General features: G+C 43.0%; 26 protein-coding genes. 19 read left to right on the top strand and 7 right to left on the bottom strand.

Annotation, left to right across the window (positions count from 1 at the left end; genetic code table 11):
- Positions 1-13 precede the first annotated feature (13 nt).
- The 5 genes from ctaD (at position 14) to D1B31_RS17615 (ending at position 4,546) form a co-directional block, all read left to right on the top strand.
- The gene (gene ctaD, locus D1B31_RS17635; protein ID WP_118922850.1) at positions 14-1,882 is read left to right on the top strand and encodes a cytochrome c oxidase subunit I; all 1,869 of its coding nucleotides are present in this window, start codon (positions 14-16) and stop codon (positions 1,880-1,882) included.
- On the top strand, positions 1,882-2,511 hold the full coding sequence (locus D1B31_RS17630) for a cytochrome (ubi)quinol oxidase subunit III (RefSeq protein WP_118922848.1): 630 nt from the start codon (positions 1,882-1,884) through the stop codon (positions 2,509-2,511). The genes ctaD and D1B31_RS17630 overlap by 1 nt, the downstream gene beginning before the upstream one ends.
- A gap of 4 nt (positions 2,512-2,515) precedes the next feature.
- The gene (ctaF, locus tag D1B31_RS17625) at positions 2,516-2,848 is read left to right on the top strand and encodes a cytochrome c oxidase subunit IVB (RefSeq protein WP_118922846.1); all 333 of its coding nucleotides are present in this window, start codon (positions 2,516-2,518) and stop codon (positions 2,846-2,848) included.
- Between the two features lie 215 nt (positions 2,849-3,063).
- Positions 3,064-3,957, top strand: a complete 894-nt coding sequence (gene ctaG, locus D1B31_RS17620; RefSeq protein ID WP_118922844.1) for a cytochrome c oxidase assembly factor CtaG — start codon at positions 3,064-3,066, stop codon at positions 3,955-3,957.
- A gap of 121 nt (positions 3,958-4,078) precedes the next feature.
- Positions 4,079-4,546 (top strand): DUF420 domain-containing protein, encoded by a 468-nt coding sequence (locus D1B31_RS17615; RefSeq protein WP_118922842.1) that lies wholly within the window; start codon positions 4,079-4,081, stop codon positions 4,544-4,546.
- A 58-nt stretch (positions 4,547-4,604) separates the two neighbouring features.
- Here D1B31_RS17615 and ytvI read toward each other — a convergent pair whose 3' ends face one another.
- Together ytvI and D1B31_RS17605 are read right to left on the bottom strand one after the other, a co-directional pair.
- Entirely contained in the window at positions 4,605-5,627 is a 1,023-nt protein-coding gene (ytvI, locus tag D1B31_RS17610; protein ID WP_158587580.1) for a sporulation integral membrane protein YtvI, read from the bottom strand.
- 166 nt (positions 5,628-5,793) lie between these two features.
- Positions 5,794-6,153 (bottom strand): YugN family protein, encoded by a 360-nt coding sequence (locus tag D1B31_RS17605; RefSeq protein ID WP_118922838.1) that lies wholly within the window; start codon positions 6,151-6,153, stop codon positions 5,794-5,796.
- 243 nt (positions 6,154-6,396) lie between these two features.
- Here D1B31_RS17605 and D1B31_RS17600 point away from each other — a divergent pair, with 243 nt between their 5' ends.
- Together D1B31_RS17600 and D1B31_RS17595 are read left to right on the top strand one after the other, a co-directional pair.
- A complete protein-coding gene (locus D1B31_RS17600) occupies positions 6,397-6,831 on the top strand; it encodes a CBS domain-containing protein (protein WP_118922836.1) in 435 nt (144 codons plus the stop codon).
- A 260-nt stretch (positions 6,832-7,091) separates the two neighbouring features.
- Positions 7,092-8,138 (top strand): CAP domain-containing protein, encoded by a 1,047-nt coding sequence (locus D1B31_RS17595; RefSeq protein ID WP_240035319.1) that lies wholly within the window; start codon positions 7,092-7,094, stop codon positions 8,136-8,138.
- Between the two features lie 23 nt (positions 8,139-8,161).
- Here D1B31_RS17595 and D1B31_RS17590 read toward each other — a convergent pair whose 3' ends face one another.
- Both D1B31_RS17590 and D1B31_RS17585 read right to left on the bottom strand, forming a co-directional pair.
- Positions 8,162-8,527, bottom strand: a complete 366-nt coding sequence (locus D1B31_RS17590; RefSeq protein WP_158587579.1) for a DUF4131 domain-containing protein — start codon at positions 8,525-8,527, stop codon at positions 8,162-8,164.
- A gap of 6 nt (positions 8,528-8,533) precedes the next feature.
- On the bottom strand, positions 8,534-9,034 hold the full coding sequence (locus D1B31_RS17585; RefSeq protein ID WP_118922830.1) for a PaaI family thioesterase: 501 nt from the start codon (positions 9,032-9,034) through the stop codon (positions 8,534-8,536).
- A gap of 132 nt (positions 9,035-9,166) precedes the next feature.
- On the opposite strand from D1B31_RS17585, the gene D1B31_RS17580 reads away from it, so the two are divergent.
- From D1B31_RS17580 to coaD, 6 genes are all read left to right on the top strand, one after another.
- Positions 9,167-9,580, top strand: a complete 414-nt coding sequence (locus tag D1B31_RS17580) for a YlbD family protein (protein WP_118922828.1) — start codon at positions 9,167-9,169, stop codon at positions 9,578-9,580.
- 15 nt (positions 9,581-9,595) lie between these two features.
- A complete protein-coding gene (locus D1B31_RS17575; RefSeq protein WP_118922826.1) occupies positions 9,596-9,838 on the top strand; it encodes a YlbE-like family protein in 243 nt (80 codons plus the stop codon).
- A 96-nt stretch (positions 9,839-9,934) separates the two neighbouring features.
- Positions 9,935-10,384 (top strand): YlbF/YmcA family competence regulator, encoded by a 450-nt coding sequence (locus D1B31_RS17570; RefSeq protein ID WP_118922824.1) that lies wholly within the window; start codon positions 9,935-9,937, stop codon positions 10,382-10,384.
- A gap of 188 nt (positions 10,385-10,572) precedes the next feature.
- Positions 10,573-10,848, top strand: a complete 276-nt coding sequence (locus tag D1B31_RS17565; protein ID WP_118922822.1) for a YlbG family protein — start codon at positions 10,573-10,575, stop codon at positions 10,846-10,848.
- A gap of 352 nt (positions 10,849-11,200) precedes the next feature.
- On the top strand, positions 11,201-11,782 hold the full coding sequence (gene rsmD / locus D1B31_RS17555; RefSeq protein WP_118922818.1) for a 16S rRNA (guanine(966)-N(2))-methyltransferase RsmD: 582 nt from the start codon (positions 11,201-11,203) through the stop codon (positions 11,780-11,782).
- Positions 11,775-12,257 (top strand): pantetheine-phosphate adenylyltransferase, encoded by a 483-nt coding sequence (coaD, locus tag D1B31_RS17550; RefSeq protein WP_118922816.1) that lies wholly within the window; start codon positions 11,775-11,777, stop codon positions 12,255-12,257. The genes rsmD and coaD overlap by 8 nt, the downstream gene beginning before the upstream one ends.
- A gap of 71 nt (positions 12,258-12,328) precedes the next feature.
- Here the strand turns inward: coaD and ylbJ are convergent, their stop codons facing one another.
- On the bottom strand, positions 12,329-13,540 hold the full coding sequence (gene ylbJ, locus D1B31_RS17545; RefSeq protein ID WP_118922814.1) for a sporulation integral membrane protein YlbJ: 1,212 nt from the start codon (positions 13,538-13,540) through the stop codon (positions 12,329-12,331).
- A gap of 266 nt (positions 13,541-13,806) precedes the next feature.
- Here ylbJ and D1B31_RS17540 point away from each other — a divergent pair, with 266 nt between their 5' ends.
- Together D1B31_RS17540 and D1B31_RS17535 are read left to right on the top strand one after the other, a co-directional pair.
- On the top strand, positions 13,807-14,586 hold the full coding sequence (locus D1B31_RS17540; protein ID WP_118922901.1) for a patatin-like phospholipase family protein: 780 nt from the start codon (positions 13,807-13,809) through the stop codon (positions 14,584-14,586).
- A gap of 4 nt (positions 14,587-14,590) precedes the next feature.
- A complete protein-coding gene (locus tag D1B31_RS17535) occupies positions 14,591-15,619 on the top strand; it encodes a SepM family pheromone-processing serine protease (RefSeq protein ID WP_118922813.1) in 1,029 nt (342 codons plus the stop codon).
- A gap of 11 nt (positions 15,620-15,630) precedes the next feature.
- On the opposite strand, the gene D1B31_RS17530 is transcribed toward D1B31_RS17535, so the two are convergent.
- Entirely contained in the window at positions 15,631-16,851 is a 1,221-nt protein-coding gene (locus tag D1B31_RS17530) for a nucleotidyltransferase (protein WP_118922811.1), read from the bottom strand.
- A 237-nt stretch (positions 16,852-17,088) separates the two neighbouring features.
- Here D1B31_RS17530 and D1B31_RS17525 point away from each other — a divergent pair, with 237 nt between their 5' ends.
- The 4 genes from D1B31_RS17525 to D1B31_RS17510 all read left to right on the top strand — a co-directional run bounded on the left by D1B31_RS17525 (position 17,089) and on the right by D1B31_RS17510 (position 19,818).
- Complete coding sequence (locus D1B31_RS17525; RefSeq protein ID WP_118922809.1) at positions 17,089-17,613, top strand: YceD family protein; 525 nt, start codon at positions 17,089-17,091, stop codon at positions 17,611-17,613.
- Positions 17,614-17,693: 80 nt separating this feature from the next.
- Positions 17,694-17,867 (top strand): 50S ribosomal protein L32, encoded by a 174-nt coding sequence (gene rpmF, locus D1B31_RS17520; RefSeq protein WP_053366094.1) that lies wholly within the window; start codon positions 17,694-17,696, stop codon positions 17,865-17,867.
- A gap of 482 nt (positions 17,868-18,349) precedes the next feature.
- Positions 18,350-19,108 (top strand): enoyl-CoA hydratase/isomerase family protein, encoded by a 759-nt coding sequence (locus D1B31_RS17515; protein WP_118922807.1) that lies wholly within the window; start codon positions 18,350-18,352, stop codon positions 19,106-19,108.
- 104 nt (positions 19,109-19,212) lie between these two features.
- Positions 19,213-19,818, top strand: a complete 606-nt coding sequence (locus D1B31_RS17510) for an RsfA family transcriptional regulator (protein ID WP_118922805.1) — start codon at positions 19,213-19,215, stop codon at positions 19,816-19,818.
- Between the two features lie 87 nt (positions 19,819-19,905).
- Here D1B31_RS17510 and D1B31_RS17505 read toward each other — a convergent pair whose 3' ends face one another.
- On the bottom strand, positions 19,906-20,379 hold the full coding sequence (locus D1B31_RS17505) for an N-acetyltransferase (RefSeq protein WP_118922803.1): 474 nt from the start codon (positions 20,377-20,379) through the stop codon (positions 19,906-19,908).
- Between the last annotated feature and the right edge of the window lie 27 nt (positions 20,380-20,406).

The raw sequence follows: 20,406 nt of genomic DNA, 5'->3' as shown, positions 1-20,406 counted from the left end.
GGGAGGTAAAACTGTGAGTACCTATGCTCAAAAAAGAGGATTCGGAGCAGTTTTATGGGACTATTTAACGACTGTCGACCATAAAAAAATTGGAATTCTATATTTACTCGCCGGCGGATTTTTCTTTATCCTCGGCGGCCTGGAAGCAATGTTTATCCGTATCCAGCTAATCAAGCCCGATAATAACTTTGTTTCAGCGGGTTCTTTTAATGAAATAATGACAATGCATGGAACGACGATGATATTTCTTGCGGCCATGCCATTATTATTTGGATTCATGAATGCGATCGTACCTTTGCAAATTGGAGCGCGCGACGTGGCATTTCCGTTCGTAAACGCGCTTGGATTTTGGCTTTTCTTCTTCGGGGGACTTTTCCTGAACCTTTCTTGGTTCTTCGGCGGTGCTCCTGATGCGGGCTGGACGTCTTATGCGTCCTTGGCCATCCATAGCGGGGGCCATGGAGTTGATTTTTATATACTCGGCCTGCAAATATCAGGTTTTGGGACGCTGATGGCCGGGATTAACTTTCTGGTAACGATTATTAACATGCGGGCGCCAGGTATGACATACATGAGACTGCCACTCTTTACCTGGACGACATTTGTCGCGTCAGCACTTATTCTCTTTGCATTCCCTCCACTTACAGTCGGTTTGACATTACTGATGTTCGACCGGATGTTCGGCGCAAATTTCTTTAATGTTGCCGCTGGAGGAAACACAGTTATTTACGAGCATTTATTCTGGATATTCGGACACCCTGAAGTTTATATTCTTATTTTACCGGCGTTTGGGATCTTCTCGGAAATTTTCAGTATATTCTCGAGAAAGCGCCTGTTCGGGTATTCATCGATGGTTTTTGCGACTGTCTTAATCGGCTTCCTAGGCTTCATGGTATGGGCCCACCATATGTTTACGACCGGGCTCGGCCCGATTGCCAATGCAATTTTTGCTGTAGCAACGATGGCGATCGCGGTACCGACAGGAATCAAGATCTTCAACTGGCTGTTTACGATGTGGGGAGGAAGCATCAAATTTACGACCCCAATGTATTGGGCGGTTGCGTTTATTCCATCATTTATCATGGGTGGCGTTACTGGCATTATGCTTGCATCCGCTCCCATGGATTATCAGTACCATGATACGTATTTCGTTGTTGCGCACTTCCACTATGTCATTGTAGGCGGGGTAGTGTTCGCTCTTATTGCAGGAACCCACCTATACTGGCCGAAGATATTCGGAACGATGCTGAGTGAAACACTCGGAAAAATTGAATTCTGGTTGTTCTTTATAGGATTTCATTTGACATTCTTCATCCAGCACTTCCTGGGGCTGATGGGAATGCCACGCCGTATTTTCACGTTTTTACCTGGCCAGGGCCTCGCAACTGGAAACCTGATAAGTTCTATAGGGGCATTTTTCATGGCAGCGGGCGTAATCGTTCTTTTAACCAATATTGTTAGGACAACTGTCCGGAACGAAAAAGTTGGAAACGACCCTTGGGAAGACGGAAGGACTCTGGAATGGGCCATCTCTTCACCGCCTCCGTTTTATAACTTTAAGCAGTTACCGCTCGTTCGTGGGTTGGATGCACTTTGGCTTGAAAAAATGGAAGGTAAAAAGGGTATGATACCTGCTGAGCCAATAGGGGATATTCATATGCCGAACTCTTCCTTTGTCCCGGTTGTGATTTCATTCGGATTTTTCGTTGCCGCATTCGGTGCAATGTACCAAATGGAACACAAATGGATGTTATCCGTCTTGATACTGGGCCTTCTGATTTCCTTCGGAGCGATGATTTTCCGTTCAGTCAAGGATGATCATGGGTACCACATCCATAAAGAGGACTTGATTGACGATGTTGACAAGGGGGTTAAGGCATAATGCAAACTGAAGAAAAAATGACGTTTGAAACATGGCCTGCCCTGCCTGAAAAAGCGACACTTGAAGGGAAAAACAAGTTTCTGGGGTTTTGGCTATTCCTTGGCGGGGAAACGGTATTGTTCGCTTCCTTGTTTGCAACGTATCTTGCTTTAAAGGATAAAGTACCTGATAATACGCATGCACTGGCAAAGGATCTTTATGATTTGCCGCTTACATTTGTCGCGACGATGCTTCTATTAACTAGCTCGCTGACAAGCGTATATGCCATTTACCAAATGAAAAATTTCAATCACAGGAAAATGATGCTTTGGCTTGGTGTGACTGTAGCACTTGGCCTAAGTTTCCTCTGTCTTGAAATTTATGAGTTTAACCATTACGTCACTGAATACAATCATAAGTTCACAGGCTCTGCTTTTGGATCCGCGTTTTATACGTTAGTTGGATTCCATGGAGCTCACGTTATCTTCGGGCTTGTCTGGATTATCGCTTTAATGGTCCGTAATGCTAAGCGCGGCCTGAACTTGTACAACGCACCTAAGTTTTATCTTGCGAGCCTTTACTGGCACTTTATTGACGTAGTGTGGGTCTTCATTTTCACAGTGGTTTATTTAATGGGAATGGTGGGATAAACTGATGGCGAATCAAAATTTGAACTCAGGGAACCCAAAAGTGAATCTGGCATACCGACTGCGAAAAAGCAAGGAAGAGATGCGATATCAAATCATCTCCTTCTCAATGATGCTATTCCTGACATTTATTGCGTTTGGGGCTGTAGGAGTTGGTTTTTCCGGCTGGTTCACGGTTCCGTTAATCATGCTGCTTGCTTCAGTGCAGGTGATTTTCCAATTATTCTATTTCATGCACATGAGCCATAAAGGCCATGAAGCCCCGACCATATTCCTGTTTACAGGATTGCTAATTGGGCTAATTACAATTTGGGCTTTTATGAAAATTGTTTGGTGGTAAGAAAAGCGGAAGGGCCTTGATTAGCGCCGCTGAAGCTGGACAATAGAAAAGCGAAAGCGGCTGGATTTAGTGTCGTTGGAGCTAGCCAAAGAAAAGAAAATCGGCGTAATGCCGATTTTCTTTTTGGTCGGAAGGTGGAGGCAGCTTCCTTTGCCAACTCGTTTCCCAACGTTTATAATGAAATAGGTTGAAAACTTTTCCGAGGTGGTGTTACGGTGCTTACTCTTGACATATTTGGATTTAAAGCGCTCTGGAGCCCGTACTTTTTTACTTCAATCGCATTATTTACCGCCCTTTATTTCATTTTGACGATCAAGTACAGGAGCAAATTTGAGGGCAGCGAGCCATTGCGTCCAAGGCAGATTGCCTTTTTCGTCACATCAATGGTTCTGTTATATATCGTTAAAGGCTCACCACTTGATTTACTCGGTCATATTACTTTTTACGCCCACATGATTCAGATGGGTTCCCTTTATCTGATCGTCGTCCCATTATTCATTATGGGAATTCCGCCATGGCTATGGCGGGCTGTAATAAAAATACCACTCATCAATAAAATATTTGCCTTTATGACAAAACCGTTGATCGCGCTTGTGGTATTTAACGGGATGTTTTCCCTATATCATGTCCCATTTATTTTTGATGCTGTGAAGCAATCATTGATTATACACGCCTTGTTTACCGCGGGTATCTTCATTTTCGCATTGTTCATGTGGTGGCCGATTGTGACAGAATTGCCCGAACACCAAACTTTGACAGGCCTAAAGAAGCTAGGTTATATTTTTGCGGATGGGATTTTAATTACTCCAGCATGCGCATTGATTATTTTCACGAATACTCCCCTTTATGCGGCGTATTCCGATCCTGCATTATGGGCCAAATCAATGGAGCTCTGCGTTTCGCCGTCACTCCTAGCTGGCCTTGACCTGAGCGGACCGGAAATGTTTAGTACATTGTCGCTGATTGAAGACCAACGCCTCGGTGGTGTCGTGATGAAAATGATTCAAGAAATTGTTTATGCTGTATTCCTGGCAAAAGTTTTCTTTGAATGGTATAGGCAGGAGCATTCAGGGATTGATCCTGAACCGGAGCCTCTTGCTGCGGAATAAAGTCCTTTTAAGAAGGACTTTTTTCTTTGCTCGCATTTCCATTTTCTGATCAGAATGATTTGAAAAAAGTAGATAAGTCGTCTAAAATTATAGTAGAATATAAGATTGTGAGGATTAAGCCATGGACCATTCAGTACCGATTTTACCAACCATCAGCACGAGCTTCATTTTCATTAGTGCCATTCTCGTTGCAAGAGGCTGGTATCTGATTTCAAAAGGGCGGATAGAAGCGCATAAAAAGACAATGCTGGCTTCAGGGGTGGCCGCTCTGACGTTTTTTATCATCTATATGTCTAGAACTATCTTTATTGGGAACACTTCATTTGGAGGACCTGATAAACTTAAACCTTTTTACACGATTTTTTTAATCTTTCATGTTAATCTTGCAACCATTGGCGGTATACTCGGACTGATCAATATTATTACCGGATTGAAGGATAAGCTGAAAATACACAGAAAGCTTGGCCCGGTTACAAGCATCGTCTGGTTTGCGACGGCTGTGACTGGACTTGCTGTCTATTTGCTTTTGTATGTTTTGTACGAAGGCGGCGAAACCACATCGGTTATTAAGGCGATATTAGGAACTTAATTGAAAGCTTTAAATAAAAAACTGGCTGCCTGATTGTGATAGACGCCAGTTTTTTTACTTATAACTTAATAGTATATTTCAATATTCCTGCTTCTCGTGCTGTTTTCAGTGCGACAACCGCTATCGGCCCCATTATGATTCCGAAAACGCCGATGATTTTGAAGCCAAGATACATTGCTGCCAGGGTAATAAGCGGTGAAAGGCGGGAATGGCGTTCATGTAGTTTAGGTTCCAGGTATTGGCGGACAGCAATGAGGATGGCGGCTAATAGGACAAGTTCAAATGACAGTAAAATGCTGTTTGTCAGTGCGAAAAACAAAGCCATTGGTCCGAGAATAATCAGCGGTCCAATTACCGGAATAAAATCAAAAATCCAAATTAGAGCGGCTGCCAATAATGCGGCATCCGGTGTGATGACAAAGAGTCCAACCAGTGAAATAATAAAAATCAATACGCCGACAAGGAACTGGGCTTTAATAAAGCCAATGATTAAGGTTGAAATTCTTGAGAACATGTTATTTACTTTTTCGGCAGTTTGTTCAGTCAAGTGTGCCTGAATGCCTTTTCGGAGTTTCGGAATATCAACCATAAAAAGGAAAAGGGCAACTAAATAAACAATAAAAGAAATGAAGAGATTTGGCACATTGGTTAATATGGATTTTATATTTCCTATACTTACATAGTTTAGCAGGACATTTTTTATAGAAATAATGAAGTTATCGACCTGGCTGGTCATCTGTACGACTAAATTTTCCGGCATGTCTTTAGACATTAAGCTGATCCGCTCTTTTGCCTCCAGCCAATAAGAGGAAATCTTGTTCACGTAAGCTGGCACATGATTGACCATGTCCACTGCTTCAGCGGCTGCTTTTACAGTCAAATAGTACCCAAGCGAGCCGATGAGGATGACGAACAGTGTAAAGACAGTCAATATGGATATATGCCTTTTAGCCTTGAATTTGTCAGTGACCATAATGACTGCGGGCTCTAGCAAAATGGCTGTGAATAAAGCCAAGATTAATGGAACCGATACAGGCAGGATGAAATAAAGAGCAATAATTGCAGCAATAATCCAGGCCATCCAAACAATTCTTTTTTTAGTGAAAAATGCTGTCAATTGTTTATACCTTCCTTGGGGTAAATTAGGTCAAGCCTTCTTAAATTATAGCTTTATCGACGGGTGATAAACAACAGTTTTTCGAGGGGAAAAATAAAAGGCACATGATTCCATGCACCTTTAACTTACTTTACTCCGCAAATTCTTCAATTTCTTCTTTTAGCTTGTCAAGAAGGTTTTTACACTGGGTAACGAGTGCAGCCGGGAAATGTTCTCCCTCGCCATATTCCACTCCATGCGGGTAATAATGCTTTCCAAGAAGCGGAGGCATAAGTTGAATTAACGCCCTGCCGGAGTCTACGTTACCTTCTACGGCATATCCGCGAACTCTGAGATAATAGGTTTCGTCCCGCATTTCAAATTTTTTATCAAATGTCACTCTGTCATAATCCCACTGGCCCTCCCTGACAAGGCCGTGCTTTAACATGACTTCATCAAGGTTGCCCAGGTCAGCTTTAAGTTTTTCCAATCCCGTGTTCTCAAACTTCAATTTAAATATCCCCCTTTAGTAAACATGCTGCAATTGTTTATTTCAAGCAGTTTAACTCATTTTTATAATAGTGTAAATCAAGCCAATATGCAATGAATTCACATACCCTGCTATGCGACAGGATTCGGTTCCAGCCCAGCAATGCAGTCGCATAAGCACTGGGAATAATTTGGCCGGACATTGTGAAAAATAGCATTGCAGACAAATATCATTACGATTTTTAATACGGCAGGAGGCATTATGATGGAAAAAGTCGGAGAAATTATGACTGAAAATGTTGAAACTTGTTCAATGCTCGATAATATGTACGAAGTCGCTGTCAAAATGAAAGAATTGAATGTCGGGGCTATACCTGTTTTGGATGGAGAAAAGCTAGCAGGCATTATTACAGACAGAGACATTGTCATAAGGGGGACCGCGGAAAAGAATCCAGGTTCTTCAAAAGTTGAGCAGCTAATGACGAAGGATCTAATCACTGTTACTCCGGATACTTCAACAAAAGAAGCCGCAAAGTTAATGGCAAAGCATCAGATTAGGAGACTGCCTGTTGTTGAAAACAATAAGCTGCTCGGCATTATTTCACTCGGTGATTTCGCCGTAAGAGAATTAACAGATGATCAGGCAGGAGATGCACTATCCGAAATCTCTGAAACAAACTATAATGGAGTTCAGCATTAAAAAAGCGCCGGAAAGGCGCTTTTAATCTGTTTACTAATAGAAAAAATCAGATGATCTTCCAAGCATGATTTGCTTCTTGCCCTTTTACACATTGATTTTGCTATAATAGAGAATGTAATAATGAATAAACAAATGTAAGCAATGGCTTCAATTAGTAGCTTTTTACCGAGGAAAGGTTATACGAAATAAATTTTTTCTCCTTTACATAAATATAAAAGAAAACGGGAGGGGGGATGGCTCTGAGGACGCTAGTACGGATAATGATACTGTCTGCAGTTTTTCTTACAATCGGATTTTATGTTAGTCAGGATGAAAATAGGGACAAGGATTCCCTCATTCATGAAGAGCCTATACCCGAACAGGAGCAGCCTGCCGAGCCAAATAAAGGTTCATCCAATTATGAAATTCCGGACAGGCCAGACTCAGGGCTGTCCACCTTGATAGGCGAGTCTGTCCATGAAGTGGAAAAGGTGCTAGGCAAACCAGCGAGGATCGATAAATCGAGTTATGATTATGATTGGTATATTTATAATCTTGATTTAAATAAATACGTTCAGGTAGGGATTGCTGACAAAAGGGCGGTTACTGTATATGCGATTGGGCCTGATGCGGCCGTTGCTCCTTTCACGATAGGTATGCCGCTTGAAGAAATTTTCACTTCGTTTTCCATACATACGAATATATCAATGGAATATGACGGGAACTCTTACCGAATTGAACTGACAGATACCGATGTTAATACAATGCCGCTTATTCAATTTGGGGACATTTTTGCCCAATTGTATGTCGATAAATTTACAAGTAGTTTGTCGAGTGTCAGGTTTATTGATGCCGAAACTTTAATTAAACAGAGGCCGTATGAAATTGCCTATAGGGGAGAGCTCATAGAAGCGGAGCCACTTGCTTCTGAAGAGTGGCATGAGGTTGAGGGCGGAGTAGAGAAACAAATCTTTGATTTGACGAATGTATTGAGGTTGCGGCATGAGTTAGAGCCGTTAAAATTGGATGAAAAGACGGCAGAAGTTGCTTATGGCCACAGCCTGGACATGTTTGAAAGCAATACTTTTTCCCATATTTCCGAAAAACACGGTAATTTGGCCGACCGCCTTAAAAAAGCCAAAGTCGTATATCAGGCGGCGGGAGAGAATATTGCGGCAAATTATATGGATGCCCCCGCTGTCATGGAAGGGTGGCTGAACAGCAAAGGACACCGCGAATCTTTGCTGAATGAAGAATTCACCCATATCGGTGTAGGAGTGCACCACAAATATTATACACAGAATTTTATTCAGAAGTGGCTTGAATAGGAGGCTTGGCACATGCCGGCCTCCTATTTATTTTGTTCCGTTGTTTCCACCCTGTTGGCGTGGAACCAATTTTTTTGCCAGCTTCCGTAAATTCGGACTGTCTGGCCGGGACGAAAATCCTTCAAATTGGCATCTTTCGTCAATGGTGTTATGATACGGGCCTGAACGGTCCCACCTGCAGACTTGATCGAAAGCTCCTGGACAGCCAAATAGCGGTGGTAATAAAATCTTTGTTTTTCTTGTAATATTGAAGTAATGGTTCCTTCTAAAAAAGCTTCTTCCTTAGCCTTTCCGGAATCAAGCCATTTCTCTTCATTCTCCCTAGCCTCTCTAATCGTGAGCCAAAGAAAATAAAGGCAAATGAGAGGAATCAGGATAGCTGTTACCAAAATGCATCACTCCCCGCTGCTGACCTTTTTTTCGACAATAAAAAAACTTCCGGTTGCCTGTGCAGCTTTTTTTCCATCGGTCCGGAAGACTTCCGCACTAATCACCATAGTGTTTTTCCCTTGATGGGCAACTTCGGCTCGGCAACGAAGACCATCTCCAATACCTGGGGCAAGATAATGAACATTCAGCTGGGAAGTGACAGCGCCGTATCCTTCAGGAACAAGGTTGTTCGCAAGTGTACCCATTGCCGAATCGACGAGTGTCGCCGTAATTCCTCCATGTACGATTCCTAAAGAATTAAAGAGAACTGGGTTTATAGGGATGTTTACTTCCCAGACGGTTTCCTCGGGATTCTTCTCATAATGAAGGATTCCGCCGATATAAGTTGACGAATGGCCTTCCAGTTTATTTTTCATGCCTTTTAAGACATGTAAAAGAGCTTTTACATCTGTTTCAGTTGCCTGTTCTACGTATTCCTTCAGAAGCTTTTCGAGTTTATTTTTCAATTCGTTCTCCCCTTTTCTATTGTAAATAGTACCATTCCCTTTTGTCTTTTTATAGTTTTAAGACTGTTTTTCACAATTTGGGGCTGACGGCATATCGTAATGCTATAGGCATGAAAAAGGAGTGGATGAATCATGGCGGAAAACAAGCTGCACCCGACTGTCAGCAAGTTTAAAGAATTTGTTTCAAGCCACCCCCATATCATCCAGGAAGTCCGGGATGGGAGGGCAACATGGCAGGAACTATATGAGGACTGGTATTTGCTTGGCGAGGAGGATCCCCGCTGGACCACTCAGAAGGAAGCTATTCATTCGGATAAGCCCGCTGCGGAAAACGTGGACACAGGGGCGGGGGCCTTGGTGAATCAATTCGTTACTCTCGCCAAAAAAATGGATCCGGCTCAACTGCAATCCCACCTTTATAATCTAAGTCAAACTCTTGGTACAATCCAGGGGCTGATTAACCAATTCCGCAGTGCGCCGCCTCCACAGCAGCCCCGTCCTGAAATAGCTCCGCCTCCGCAGCCTTTCCCATTCCGAAAAGATTGACAGGAGGAATCGGCCATGAGAACGGAAGTAATGGATTATATAATTGGAAGAAAGGATTTAAAGCAGTTCATTCGGGAGCAGCCAGTCTGGTACCGTAAGTTATCAAGGAATCCCCATGGACTGCAGGATTTTGAAACTGCATCTTTATATTATTTTGAAAGGACGATTCCACACAGAGTCGCGAAATTTTCAAATGGGGTACAAATGGCATCCATGATGTTCCAGATGTTTCAGTCAATGAAGAGTTCGGGAAGCTGATTAAAAACTCCTGATATGGTAAAAAAAGGACAGCGTTAAGAAAATTTCACCTTTTTCCTGCCTTCATGGTAAAATGTACAATGGAGGTGGGCAGATTTGCTTGCTACAATTGAGAGAGTAGAATTACTCGAACATGCCGAGCGGTTGGGAAAAATGGTCTTGGAGTCCAACGTTGCAGAGCATTATCGGGATTGTTTATATAAATTACGTACAAGCCGGGAAACCCAAAGCAAGATTTCCCGCTTTGTTAAATTGAAAGATCAGTATGAGGATGTCCAGCGGTTCGGCAAATATCATCCTGATTACAAGAGCATCATGATGCAAATCAGGGAAGCTAAAAGGGATATGGATATGGATAAACATGTCGCGGAGTTTAAGTTAGCTGAAAATGACCTCCAGTCGCTTTTGGATGAAATCAGTGTAATGATCGGCAGTTCTGTTTCAAAACATATAAAAGTCCCGACTGGAAATCCATTTTTCGATACCGGATCCAACTGCGGAACCGGCGGCTGTGGAACGGGCGGAAGCTGCGGCTGCTCCGCATAAGCAAGCCCGTAAAAAATCTTATTAAAAGGCCGGCGCACCGGCCTTTTTCCTTTTTCAACATAGTTCCAAGCAGTAATCTTTCATCTGTTTCGGAAGTTCTTCCCAACTTGTTAAGGGAAGCCAATTGATTAAACCGGTTTTCATATGCTAGACTAATAAGTAACACCTAGTATGAAGGGGAAAAAATAATGTTTGGACAAAGGCAAGGATTAGTGGTCTGGCTATATACGTTAAAACAGGCCAAAATGCTTAGAAGGTTCGGGAATGTCCATTACGTCTCTAAAAAACTGAAGTACGCTGTTATATACTGTGACCAAAGTGATATAGAAACCATTATGGAGAAACTGAAGTCATACTCCTTTGTAAAAAAGGTTGAACCATCGTACAAGCCTTTTATTAGAGTGGAATATGAAAACGCCGCACCCGATAAAGCGAAGGAATATGATTACAAAATGGGTATTTAAAAGTGAGGGCAATCTGCCCTCGCTTTTTTGCTCCCTTGACGGAATCATTGAGGAAAAGAAAAAACCCTGCGGCAAAAGCCTGCAGGGCCCTTCTATATCCCATCGGGGACAGAAGGCAAAGGGAGAGGAGAAACCGGAGGAAGAACTTATGGGGAAACGTAAGTCTTCTCCGCGGTTGGCAACAACATCTCGAATTGATGTTGTTACTACCATTATTTCCAGCGAGGTCCTGGTTATACACGCCTTTTCATAAAATTTTGCCCCTTATGCACGCTTTTACTTTTGGTTGGCTGTGAGCGCCAATTGTGTTAGGATTATGAAAAAAGTAAATTTATGATTTGCGGTGATTAAGATGAGAGTCGTTTCGGGAATCTGCAAAGGCCGCCCGCTAAAGTCGGTGCCTGGTACGGGTACAAGGCCGACTACGGACAAAGTAAAGGAAGCAATTTTTAATATGATCGGCCCATTTTTTTCCGGAGGAACAGGGCTTGATTTATATGCGGGAAGCGGTGGGCTTGGCATTGAAGCACTTAGCAGAGGGTTGGACCAAGTGATTTTTGTCGATCGTGATCCGAAGGCGGTAATGACGATAAAGGAAAATATTAAGGCCTGTTCTTTTGAGGAACAAACGGAAGTGTATCGTACTGATTCACAAAGGGCTTTAAAAGCACTAAAAAAGCGCAGCCTGGAGTTTGACTATATTTTTCTTGACCCTCCCTATAAGAAACAACAGCTTATCTCGCTGCTGGAGCGGATCAGTGATGATGAGCGACTCAAACTCGACGGAAAAATTATCTGTGAACACGGCAAAGAGGTCAAATTGCCTGAAACAGTGGGAAGCCTAAATAGAATAAAAGATGAAATTTATGGTATTATTGCAATTTCAATTTATGCCTTTCGGGAAACAGGGCAAGGGGGAAATGAAAGTGACTAGCATTGCAGTCTGTCCGGGAAGTTTTGATCCTGTCACATACGGACATCTTGATATCATCAGGAGGGGAGCGAGGGTTTTTGATGAGGTGTATGTCGTTGTTCTTAATAATTCCTCAAAAAACCCGCTCTTTTCAGTGGAAGAACGAATTTCTTTAATCAGCGAAGTGACACGCGATTTGAAAAATGTAAAAGTTGATTCTTTCCAGGGGCTTTTAGTTGATTATGCAAAGAGTGTGAATGCAGGTGCAATTATCAGAGGCTTGAGGGCGGTATCCGATTTTGAATACGAAATGCAGATCACTTCAATGAACCGGGTACTGAATGAAGAAATTGAAACTTTTTTTATCATGACGAATAACCAATACTCCTTTCTTAGTTCAAGTATTGTAAAGGAAGTGGCGAAGTATGGCGGAAAAATTTCAGAACTCGTCCCGCCTTACGTTGAAAAAGCTTTAAAAGAAAAGTTCAATACATAACAAAAAAGCCAGTCAACGGGTAACTATCCGACTGGCTTTTTTTTATGGGATCGCGCTTCTTGGTAGGCAGACTATACCCTTTGCCGTCGATATAAAATGATTATGTAAATAATCAAGGATGAAAGTGTAATGAGCGGTCCTAATTCTGCGATTGCAAAATGGGATATGGAAAACATGTTCTCTCCACCCTGTAACAAAACGGGAACGGCGTCCTGTGGAACGTTTGAGCCAGCAATCCTGATGTAGAAGGGTTCCCACAATAAAAATGAAAATATGCCTGCAAAAAATCCGTGTAGAATCCTTGCAAAGAAAAAAGGCCTAAATCGGATGTCTGCCTGGGCAAAAATGCTCGCTACTTGGGCCAGGACACTGAAACCGCTGAATGCTAGAATGAAACTTGTCGTAATTGCCTGTTGGCGAAGGGTTGCTTCCTGGACCTGGCTGATAAGCTGGCTTCCCAAGGTTATTTCGAATAGTCCTGAAATAAAAGGAATACTAAGCATTTCCGAGAAGGAAATGGAGGACAGCACCATATCGACACCATTAGCGAGGAAGGCTGTGACCTGCAAGTGAAAAAGCAACTTATTTATAACTGAAAATAAAATGATGAATCCACCAATCATAAGCAGTGTCTGAATCGATGATGTGACAGCATCGCCTAGGAGTTTTCCGATGGGCCTGTTATCTTTAATGCGGGTTCGATGTAGCGCGGCAAGGGCTTCACGAATCTTAAACTTTTTATGGCGCCCGCTACGGGTCAGACGTTCGTCTTTTCCATAAAATCGCATGAGCAGACCGACACACATGTTTCCGAGATAATGAGAAATAGCTAGCAAGATACCTAGATGCGCATTATGAAAGAATCCAACTGAGACAGCTCCAAAAATGAACAAGGGATTAGAACAATTTGTAAAGGAAGCGAGCCTTTCCGCCTCAATTCTGGTCAGATTCCCTTCCTGGCGCAGCCTGGCTGTCAACTTGGCCCCTGCGGGGAAACCCGAGGCCATCCCCATCGCCCATACAAAACCGCCCACCCCGGGAACTTTAAAAAGTGGTCTCATGAAGGGTTCAAGCAGTACGCCGATAAATTTAACAACGCCAAATCCAATCAGCATTTCGGAGACGATAAAAAAAGGCAAGAGCGATGGAAAGACGATTTCCCACCACATGTTCAAGCCGCGGATGGACGCCTGGAATGATTCTTGGGGGTAGGAAATCAGAGATGCGGCCATAATCGTAACAGAAACCGCCAGAAGGATTGTTTTTACTTTTGACCGGAACATGACAGGCCTCCTTGGAGAAGGAAAATGAATGATGCAGCGAATAAGGGCTAATGATAAAATGGAAAAAGCCGCCTTTATTCCTCTCGGCAATGATGGATTGTTTGCTTTTACAGTGAGAAGGTGTTGAAGCCGACTGCATGATAATAAGCAGGGATAACGCCTGTCCCTGTATCACAATATACTCATAGAAAAATGATTTAGACCATAAGATTGAAGGAGATTTTCAGTTGGGTAAGGTAGATACCATTCAAGGGAGGCGGGAATGGATGGTTCCAAAAATAGGTTTGGCACTTGGATCAGGAGGAGCCCGGGGGTTTGCCCACTTAGGGGTAATAAAAGTATTGGCTGATGAGGGCATCCCGATTGATCTGATTGCAGGAAGCAGTATGGGCGCGCTTGTTGCCTGCCTTTATGGGGCGGGGATCGACTTGGAGCGTTTTTATAAATTTTCTATTTCGTTCAAACGGAAGTATTTTCTTGATTTTACTGTTCCGAAAATGGGGTTTATTTCAGGAAAGCGGGTAAAGGAGTTCATCAGGCTGTTTACCCATAACAAAAATATCGAAGATCTTGATTTGCCTATCGCGGTTGTTGCAACCGATTTATTGACTGGAGAAAAGGTTGTGTTCAAAAGCGGACCTGCGGCAGAAGCAGTGAGAGCAAGTATTTCCATACCAGGAATTCTAATACCAGAAAAAATAGGCGGTAGGATCCTGGTTGACGGTGGGGTTGCCGACCGGATACCTGTCTCTGTCGTTAAGGAAATGGGAGCGGATATAGTTATTGCCGTCGATGTGTCTGGTGTAAAAAGGAATGCTGAAATTGACTCCATCTATGATGTTATTATGCAGAGTATCGATATTATGCAGACAGAACTTCTGCAATACAGGGAAGTGGCCTCGGACGTTATGATTCGCCCGCAGGTGGGCCGTTTCAGTTCACGAGCCTTTACCAATATTGAAGATATTATTAAAATAGGGGAAGAAGAGGCACGAAAACAGATTGGGCCAATTAGAACAGCCATTGGGCGCTGGAAGGAGCAGTAATAGAATGCGCAATAAAAACTCGAGGATTCCCTATATACTTGCCGCTTTGCTTTTCATGGCAAGTATATTTTATTCATTGCCATATTATGTGTCAAAACCGGGACTTGCCAAGGAACTGGAACCGATTATTACGGTGGAAAACGGATATGAGGAAGAGGGCAGCTTCATGCTGACGACTGTCCGGATGGGAAGGGCAAATATCTATACGTACCTTTTGGCAAAATTCGGCAAATACCAAGAAATTTATTCTGTTGACGAAGTCCTTGGCAAGGGTGAAAGCGAAAAAGAGTATAACACGAAACAAATGCATATGATGGAAGGCTCGAAATCAAGCGCGATTGAAGCCGCGTATAAAAAAGCCGGGATACCAGTGGAGTACAGATATAAAGGTGTTTACATAATGGGGATTGCTCCTGGCATGCCCGCTGAAGGGAAGCTGGAAACAGGGGACATGCTGTTGAAAGCAGACGGAAAAAGGCTACAATCAAGAGATCAATTGCTTAATTACCTGAATTCAAAAACTGCCGGAAATGAGGTAACCCTTACATTTAGCAGAAAGGGCAAAGAAAAAAATGTATCCCTTCAGCTAGAATCATTTAAGGATGACCCGAATAAGGCGGGAATTGGAATCTATCTGGTTGATGACATAGACATCATTGTCAAGCCGAAAGTAAAAGTGAAAACAGATGAGATCGGCGGCCCTTCTGCCGGCCTTATGTTTGCACTTGAAATTTATAATCAACTGACGGAGGATGATTTGACAAAAGGCTATAAAATAGCCGGAACAGGTACTTTATCCGAAGGGATTGTCGGGCCAATCGGCGGAATAGAGCAAAAAATCGTCGCTGCCGATAAAGCCGGTGCTGAAATATTTTTTGCTCCAAACGAAGAAGGCGCTAAGGATTCAAACTACCGGGCTGCACTCAAAACCGGCAAAGACATTAAAACAAAAATGAAAATTGTCCCCGTTGATTCATTTGACGAAGCCGTTGACTACCTTGAAAAACTAAAACCGAAAAAAAGAAAGAGATGAAGCACAACGCTTCATCTCTTTTCAATGAAAAGGGGAGGTTGGCTGTATTCCATTTCCAACAGTTTTTGGGACTTACTTCCCGCTAGCCCCAGTGCATAAATATAGGACGCCCTTTTATCGAGTTCAATCCCAATTCCTGAAAAAGCGGAGAGTTTTGAGACGACTGGCAGGGTAAAGTGTCCTTTATTCCTATTCAAATACAATTTACCAAGGCGAGACATCCCAAGCAGACGCATATATTCAGGGCTATCTTCCGTATTGGGCATTTCTTCTTTTTTTGCATTAACAAGGATGTGTGTGCATAACCGCTGGATTCTCGTCCATGTATACCGCTTTGTTTTCACAGCCTCCATAAATTCAAAAAAGCTTTCTGCTTTAAGAGCCACCGCCGCAAGCCTCTTTTCAAGTCCTTCCTCGGCTTCATAAATGGAATTCAATTCATCCGGAGAACTTTGAATTAGACGGTATTTTAAAAAAGGCCAATACATATCCCAAGAATGGAATTGCAAAAAATCTGCCAGGTATTCTTCAAGCGACTGCATCGTTCCGTCCGGTATGTACTGCTTAATAGAGTCAAGTCCGCCACTTCTTGTAAAAAGTGATTTCCGGATGCTAGTGGCGCTCGCGATTGTAGAAGAGGCAAAATCTTCATCATGATAATTAGCGCTTTTTCTTTTGACGGTTAATGGTTCTATCTTGCTTCCTAAGGACTGGATTGATTTTACATAGTGATACCCGAGAATGTTATTTGGCTCGGATAATGAAATAGTGCCATGGGGCGCCTTAAGTTCGTCCAATGCTAAAGAGGCTGCCTTTGGGTAACTGACACCAGTTTTAATGTGATTCCGAATTAGGCTGTCATAGATTGTCCTTCGTTGTTCGAGAAAGTTTACGGTTGCGGTGAATGATTCGGCGTCTCCGGACTCACTTCCAAAACAAAGAGTTGAACAGCCAACTGCATCAAGGATTTTTATAGCTCCGTTTGCGAAAACTTCGGCTTTCTGGGTACTGAATTGATATGGAAGTTCGAAAACCAGATCAGCCCCGTTCATTAAAGCCATCTTTGTTCTGGCCCACTTTGACACAAGTGCCGGCTCCCCTCTTTGAAGGAAGTTGCCGCTCATGACGGCGATCACAACATCCGCTTGGCTCATTTCTCTTGTCGCATTCAAATGATATAAGTGTCCATTATGAAAAGGATTGTATTCGACAACAACTCCTGCAGCTTTCAAAAAAAATCCTCCCTATCCAGTACAAACTACTTTTATAATAAATCAACGTTGAACAACAGTAAAATTATGATTTGTTCTATTATGTTTGTTGGTTATAATTAAGGTTAAACTAGTAGAAAACATCTTGTGTTAAAGCGTTTGGTATGCTTGCTGAGGAAGGAATAGGTGTAAAGAAAAAATATTGACAAATAGTTTTGTGGAAGCTATAATTACCTTTGTTGCCTTGGGGTGGTATAAATGAAATGGACAATTAACCAGCTGCAAAAAATACGGAACCAGGAACTAGCCATTGATGAAACAATCCGAGTTGATGAAATCAAGGAGATTGATTCCACAATTAGGGAAGTTTCCCCGATCCATATTACTGGACGGGCCGATATTGGTGCCACGAAAGTAGCATTCCATATCAGGATTAACGGTCATTTAATCCTGCCGTGTTCAAGGACTCTAGTTGATGTCAATTATCCAGTGGATGTCGAAACAACGGAAACATTCCTTTTCAATATTTCTGGATATGAAACAGATGAGGATGCCCACCAAGTAAAAGGTGATGTGGTCGATTTAATGCCTGTCATACGGGAAATCCTGCTTCTTGAGGTTCCCATGCAAGTATTTTGCGATGATGTAAATTCCGAAGGGGCTGCCCCGCAATCCGGAAAGGATTGGGAAGTCGTCACAGAGGAGAGCCAAAGCAATAAAATCGATCCAAGGCTTGCAGATCTGGCCAAGTTTTTTGATGACAACAAATCATCCGATTCATAATCGGCAAAAAGAAGCAAAGTGAAGAAACCAGCATCTCTGGGCTTCATAACTTTCTTAAACCCTTTAAGGAGGTGGGAAGAATGGCTGTACCTTTTAGAAGGACTTCTAAAACTGCGAAGAGAAAACGTCGCACTCATTTTAAATTAAATGTTCCTGGTATGGTGGCATGCCCAAATTGCGGAGAGATGAAGCTTGCTCACCGTATTTGCAAAGCTTGCGGAACATACAAGGGGAAAGAAGTTGTAAACGACTAATTTTCCATACGATCAAGCACAAGGGAGTGAATCCCTTGTGCTTTTTTCGTTTTTAATGCAATGATCTATATAGGTTGAATTTAATTTTTACACAAATTAGCCTAGGAAGCAGGTTGATTGGGGCAGAAGGCACGAAGACTCCTCGAAAATCCTCAATTATGCTAACGCATAATTTCGTGCGATGAGGATTCACAGAAGCTTTCCTTTGTGCTATCGCATTTTCTTCGTGCAAAGACTATTCGAGGAAGCTGTTTGTCCTGCGGAATGCGGCGGCAAGGTGGAGACCCCACAGGCGCCGAGGAGGCTCCACTGACGCCCCGCGCGGCGCTGTGTGCCTCGTGACAGGCAAAAACCGCCTGTCCCTGCGATGATTAATCTCAGAAGGTTTCCTTTGTGAAGCGAAAATCAACAAAGCTTCACCATGGAAAGAAAATTTCTAGTTCAACCTATATAGCTAAAAAGAGTCTTTTGGGGGTAGGAACTTGGCTTATTCAATTGGAGAGCTTGTAGATGGTGTCCTTCTTTTTACTATTGAAAGAGAAGAGAAACGGAATGCGATAAATTTCGATGTGATGGAAGGCCTTGAGAAACTGATTAAGGCAGCGCAGGATGACGATATAAAAGCTGTTGCAGTTACCGGAATTGGGCAAGAAGCTTTTTGCTCGGGTGGGGATTTATCCGTGTTTCATTCTCTGAAAACGAAGAATGAAGCATTTAACATGCTTTCGAGAATGGCTCGAGTCCTTTATGCTCTGCTGACACTTCCAAAGCCTACGCTGGCAATATTGAACGGGACAGCTGTAGGGGGTGGTTGTGAATTAGCGGCTGCTTGCGACTTCCGAATAGGCAAAAAAGGAACAAAGGCAGGATTTATACAAGGGCAGCAAGGGATTATAACAGGTTGGGGAGGAGGATCCATTCTGTCAGAAAAAATGCCGGCCCCTTCTGCAATGAGAATGTTAATGGGGGGTGGGCTTCAGCCGGTAGAGGAATTGTCGGAAATGGGTTTCATTGATTGGATTTACGAAGGGGACCCGCTTCATGCAGGAAGAGCGTTTCTCGCCCAGTTGACCCGCCATGAAGGAGCGGTATTACAAGGATTTAAGACAATCTGGATTCACAAGTGGGAAGAATCGCAGCTCCGAGGAAGAATTGAAAAGGAAGTTGGAATATGCGCCACTTTATGGGAAAGCGAAGCCCACCACAGGCAAGTGGCAAAGTTTCTAAACAAAAATCGGTAAGTATAAATTAAACGACAACATGCAAAATCAGCTGTCTTCTACTCATTCTATCTTTCCTATTACATGCATATGTATGAGTAAAAACAATAGGAGGGATGAAAAGAATGTCATCTACAAGACAAGATGCGTGGACAGCGGATGAAGACTTGCTCCTTGCAGAGGTGATTCTCAGGCACATCAGAGAGGGAGGTACCCAGCTGCAGGCATTTGAAGAAGTAGGCAGGCAACTTTCCCGGACGTCAGCCGCATGCGGGTTCAGGTGGAATTCGCATGTAAGGAAACAATACAAGTCAGGAATTGAACATGCGAAGAAGCAAAGAAAAGAGGGTAAAAAGGCTGGCAAGCAGATTTTGAAGGATACTGCTGGCCAGGAACCGCAAGTTGCAGAAACCCCCTCGCTTCCTCAGGCGAAACCCGAAATCGAACTGGACGTTGTTCTAAATTATATTGAGAAACTTTACAGAGTTGCTGGGAGGGCCGCCACAAATGAGGATGAGCAGAAACAGCTTCGTGAAAGAGTGAAGGAACTTGAAAAGGAAAACAACAGCCTGGCTATAGAACTAACCGGCCTGCGGGAGGATTATCAAGCACTAATAAATATCTTGAACAAGGCGAGGAAAATGGCCTCTGAAAAGGAGGAAGAAAGTCTAGGACAGCAAAAGGCAAAATTTCAAATTGATAAATATGGGAATCTTGAGAGAGTAGAATAAGAGAAAAAGTGGAGAATCACGTTGGATTAGATGAATTGAGGCCGCACGGAAATCTGTTGCGGCCTCTTAACGTTCTATACTATTTCCTTAGTGGTGCTGTGCCCCAACGCCCTCAGGATACCAGACAAGAGGGTTTTCCCCAAGATCGCGTTCGACTTCATAAGTAACATCAGTGAATCCGTGCCTCTCCCAGAAACTTTTCGAGCCGACACGCGGATTCGTCTTAATAGGAAAGCCGAAACTCTTGGCAAATTCAACAAGGGCTGTCCCGTACCCTTTTCCTTGGTAATCAGGAAGGACCTCGAGCTTCCATAGCTCAAGATACGTCTGGGGTGGGTCAAAATAGCGGTCGAACTTCGCATCAATTTCATATAAGCTCATTCTTGCAACGAGCTTATCACCGAAGTAGATGCCGTAAAAAGGCGACTGGCTGTCGTTTTCGATTATATTTGCTTCAAGGTCCTCCAGCATGGATAGCTCTTGAATTCCATACTCTTTAAATTTTTTAAACTCTTCCAATGTTTTGTAGTTAACTTTTAGTTTCTCCACTTTTATTGGCAATTGTCCAACCCCCTGTCAAAATACGCT

Origin of the sequence: Neobacillus notoginsengisoli, assembly GCF_003515685.1 — a bacterium.
Lineage (GTDB): Bacteria > Bacillota > Bacilli > Bacillales > Cytobacillaceae > Bacillus_D > Bacillus_D notoginsengisoli.
This window is presented reverse-complemented; position numbering and strand designations above follow the sequence as displayed.

Excerpts from the sequence above, each read along its gene's own strand:
- D1B31_RS17630 (WP_118922848.1), top strand. The coding sequence starts at position 1,882 with ATGCAAACTGAAGAAAAAATGACGTTTGAAACATGGCCTGCCCTGCCT.
- ctaF (WP_118922846.1), top strand. The coding sequence starts at position 2,516 with ATGGCGAATCAAAATTTGAACTCAGGGAACCCAAAAGTGAATCTGGCA.
- D1B31_RS17615 (WP_118922842.1), top strand. The coding sequence starts at position 4,079 with ATGGACCATTCAGTACCGATTTTACCAACCATCAGCACGAGCTTCATT.
- ytvI (WP_158587580.1), bottom strand. The coding sequence starts at position 5,627 with ATGGCCTGGATTATTGCTGCAATTATTGCTCTTTATTTCATCCTGCCT.
- D1B31_RS17600 (WP_118922836.1), top strand. The coding sequence starts at position 6,397 with ATGGAAAAAGTCGGAGAAATTATGACTGAAAATGTTGAAACTTGTTCA.
- D1B31_RS17595 (WP_240035319.1), top strand. The coding sequence starts at position 7,092 with ATGATACTGTCTGCAGTTTTTCTTACAATCGGATTTTATGTTAGTCAG.
- D1B31_RS17580 (WP_118922828.1), top strand. The coding sequence starts at position 9,167 with ATGGCGGAAAACAAGCTGCACCCGACTGTCAGCAAGTTTAAAGAATTT.
- D1B31_RS17575 (WP_118922826.1), top strand. The coding sequence starts at position 9,596 with ATGAGAACGGAAGTAATGGATTATATAATTGGAAGAAAGGATTTAAAG.
- D1B31_RS17565 (WP_118922822.1), top strand. The coding sequence starts at position 10,573 with ATGTTTGGACAAAGGCAAGGATTAGTGGTCTGGCTATATACGTTAAAA.
- rsmD (WP_118922818.1), top strand. The coding sequence starts at position 11,201 with ATGAGAGTCGTTTCGGGAATCTGCAAAGGCCGCCCGCTAAAGTCGGTG.
- ylbJ (WP_118922814.1), bottom strand. The coding sequence starts at position 13,540 with ATGTTCCGGTCAAAAGTAAAAACAATCCTTCTGGCGGTTTCTGTTACG.
- D1B31_RS17540 (WP_118922901.1), top strand. The coding sequence starts at position 13,807 with ATGGTTCCAAAAATAGGTTTGGCACTTGGATCAGGAGGAGCCCGGGGG.
- D1B31_RS17535 (WP_118922813.1), top strand. The coding sequence starts at position 14,591 with ATGCGCAATAAAAACTCGAGGATTCCCTATATACTTGCCGCTTTGCTT.
- D1B31_RS17525 (WP_118922809.1), top strand. The coding sequence starts at position 17,089 with ATGAAATGGACAATTAACCAGCTGCAAAAAATACGGAACCAGGAACTA.
- rpmF (WP_053366094.1), top strand. The coding sequence starts at position 17,694 with ATGGCTGTACCTTTTAGAAGGACTTCTAAAACTGCGAAGAGAAAACGT.
- D1B31_RS17510 (WP_118922805.1), top strand. The coding sequence starts at position 19,213 with ATGTCATCTACAAGACAAGATGCGTGGACAGCGGATGAAGACTTGCTC.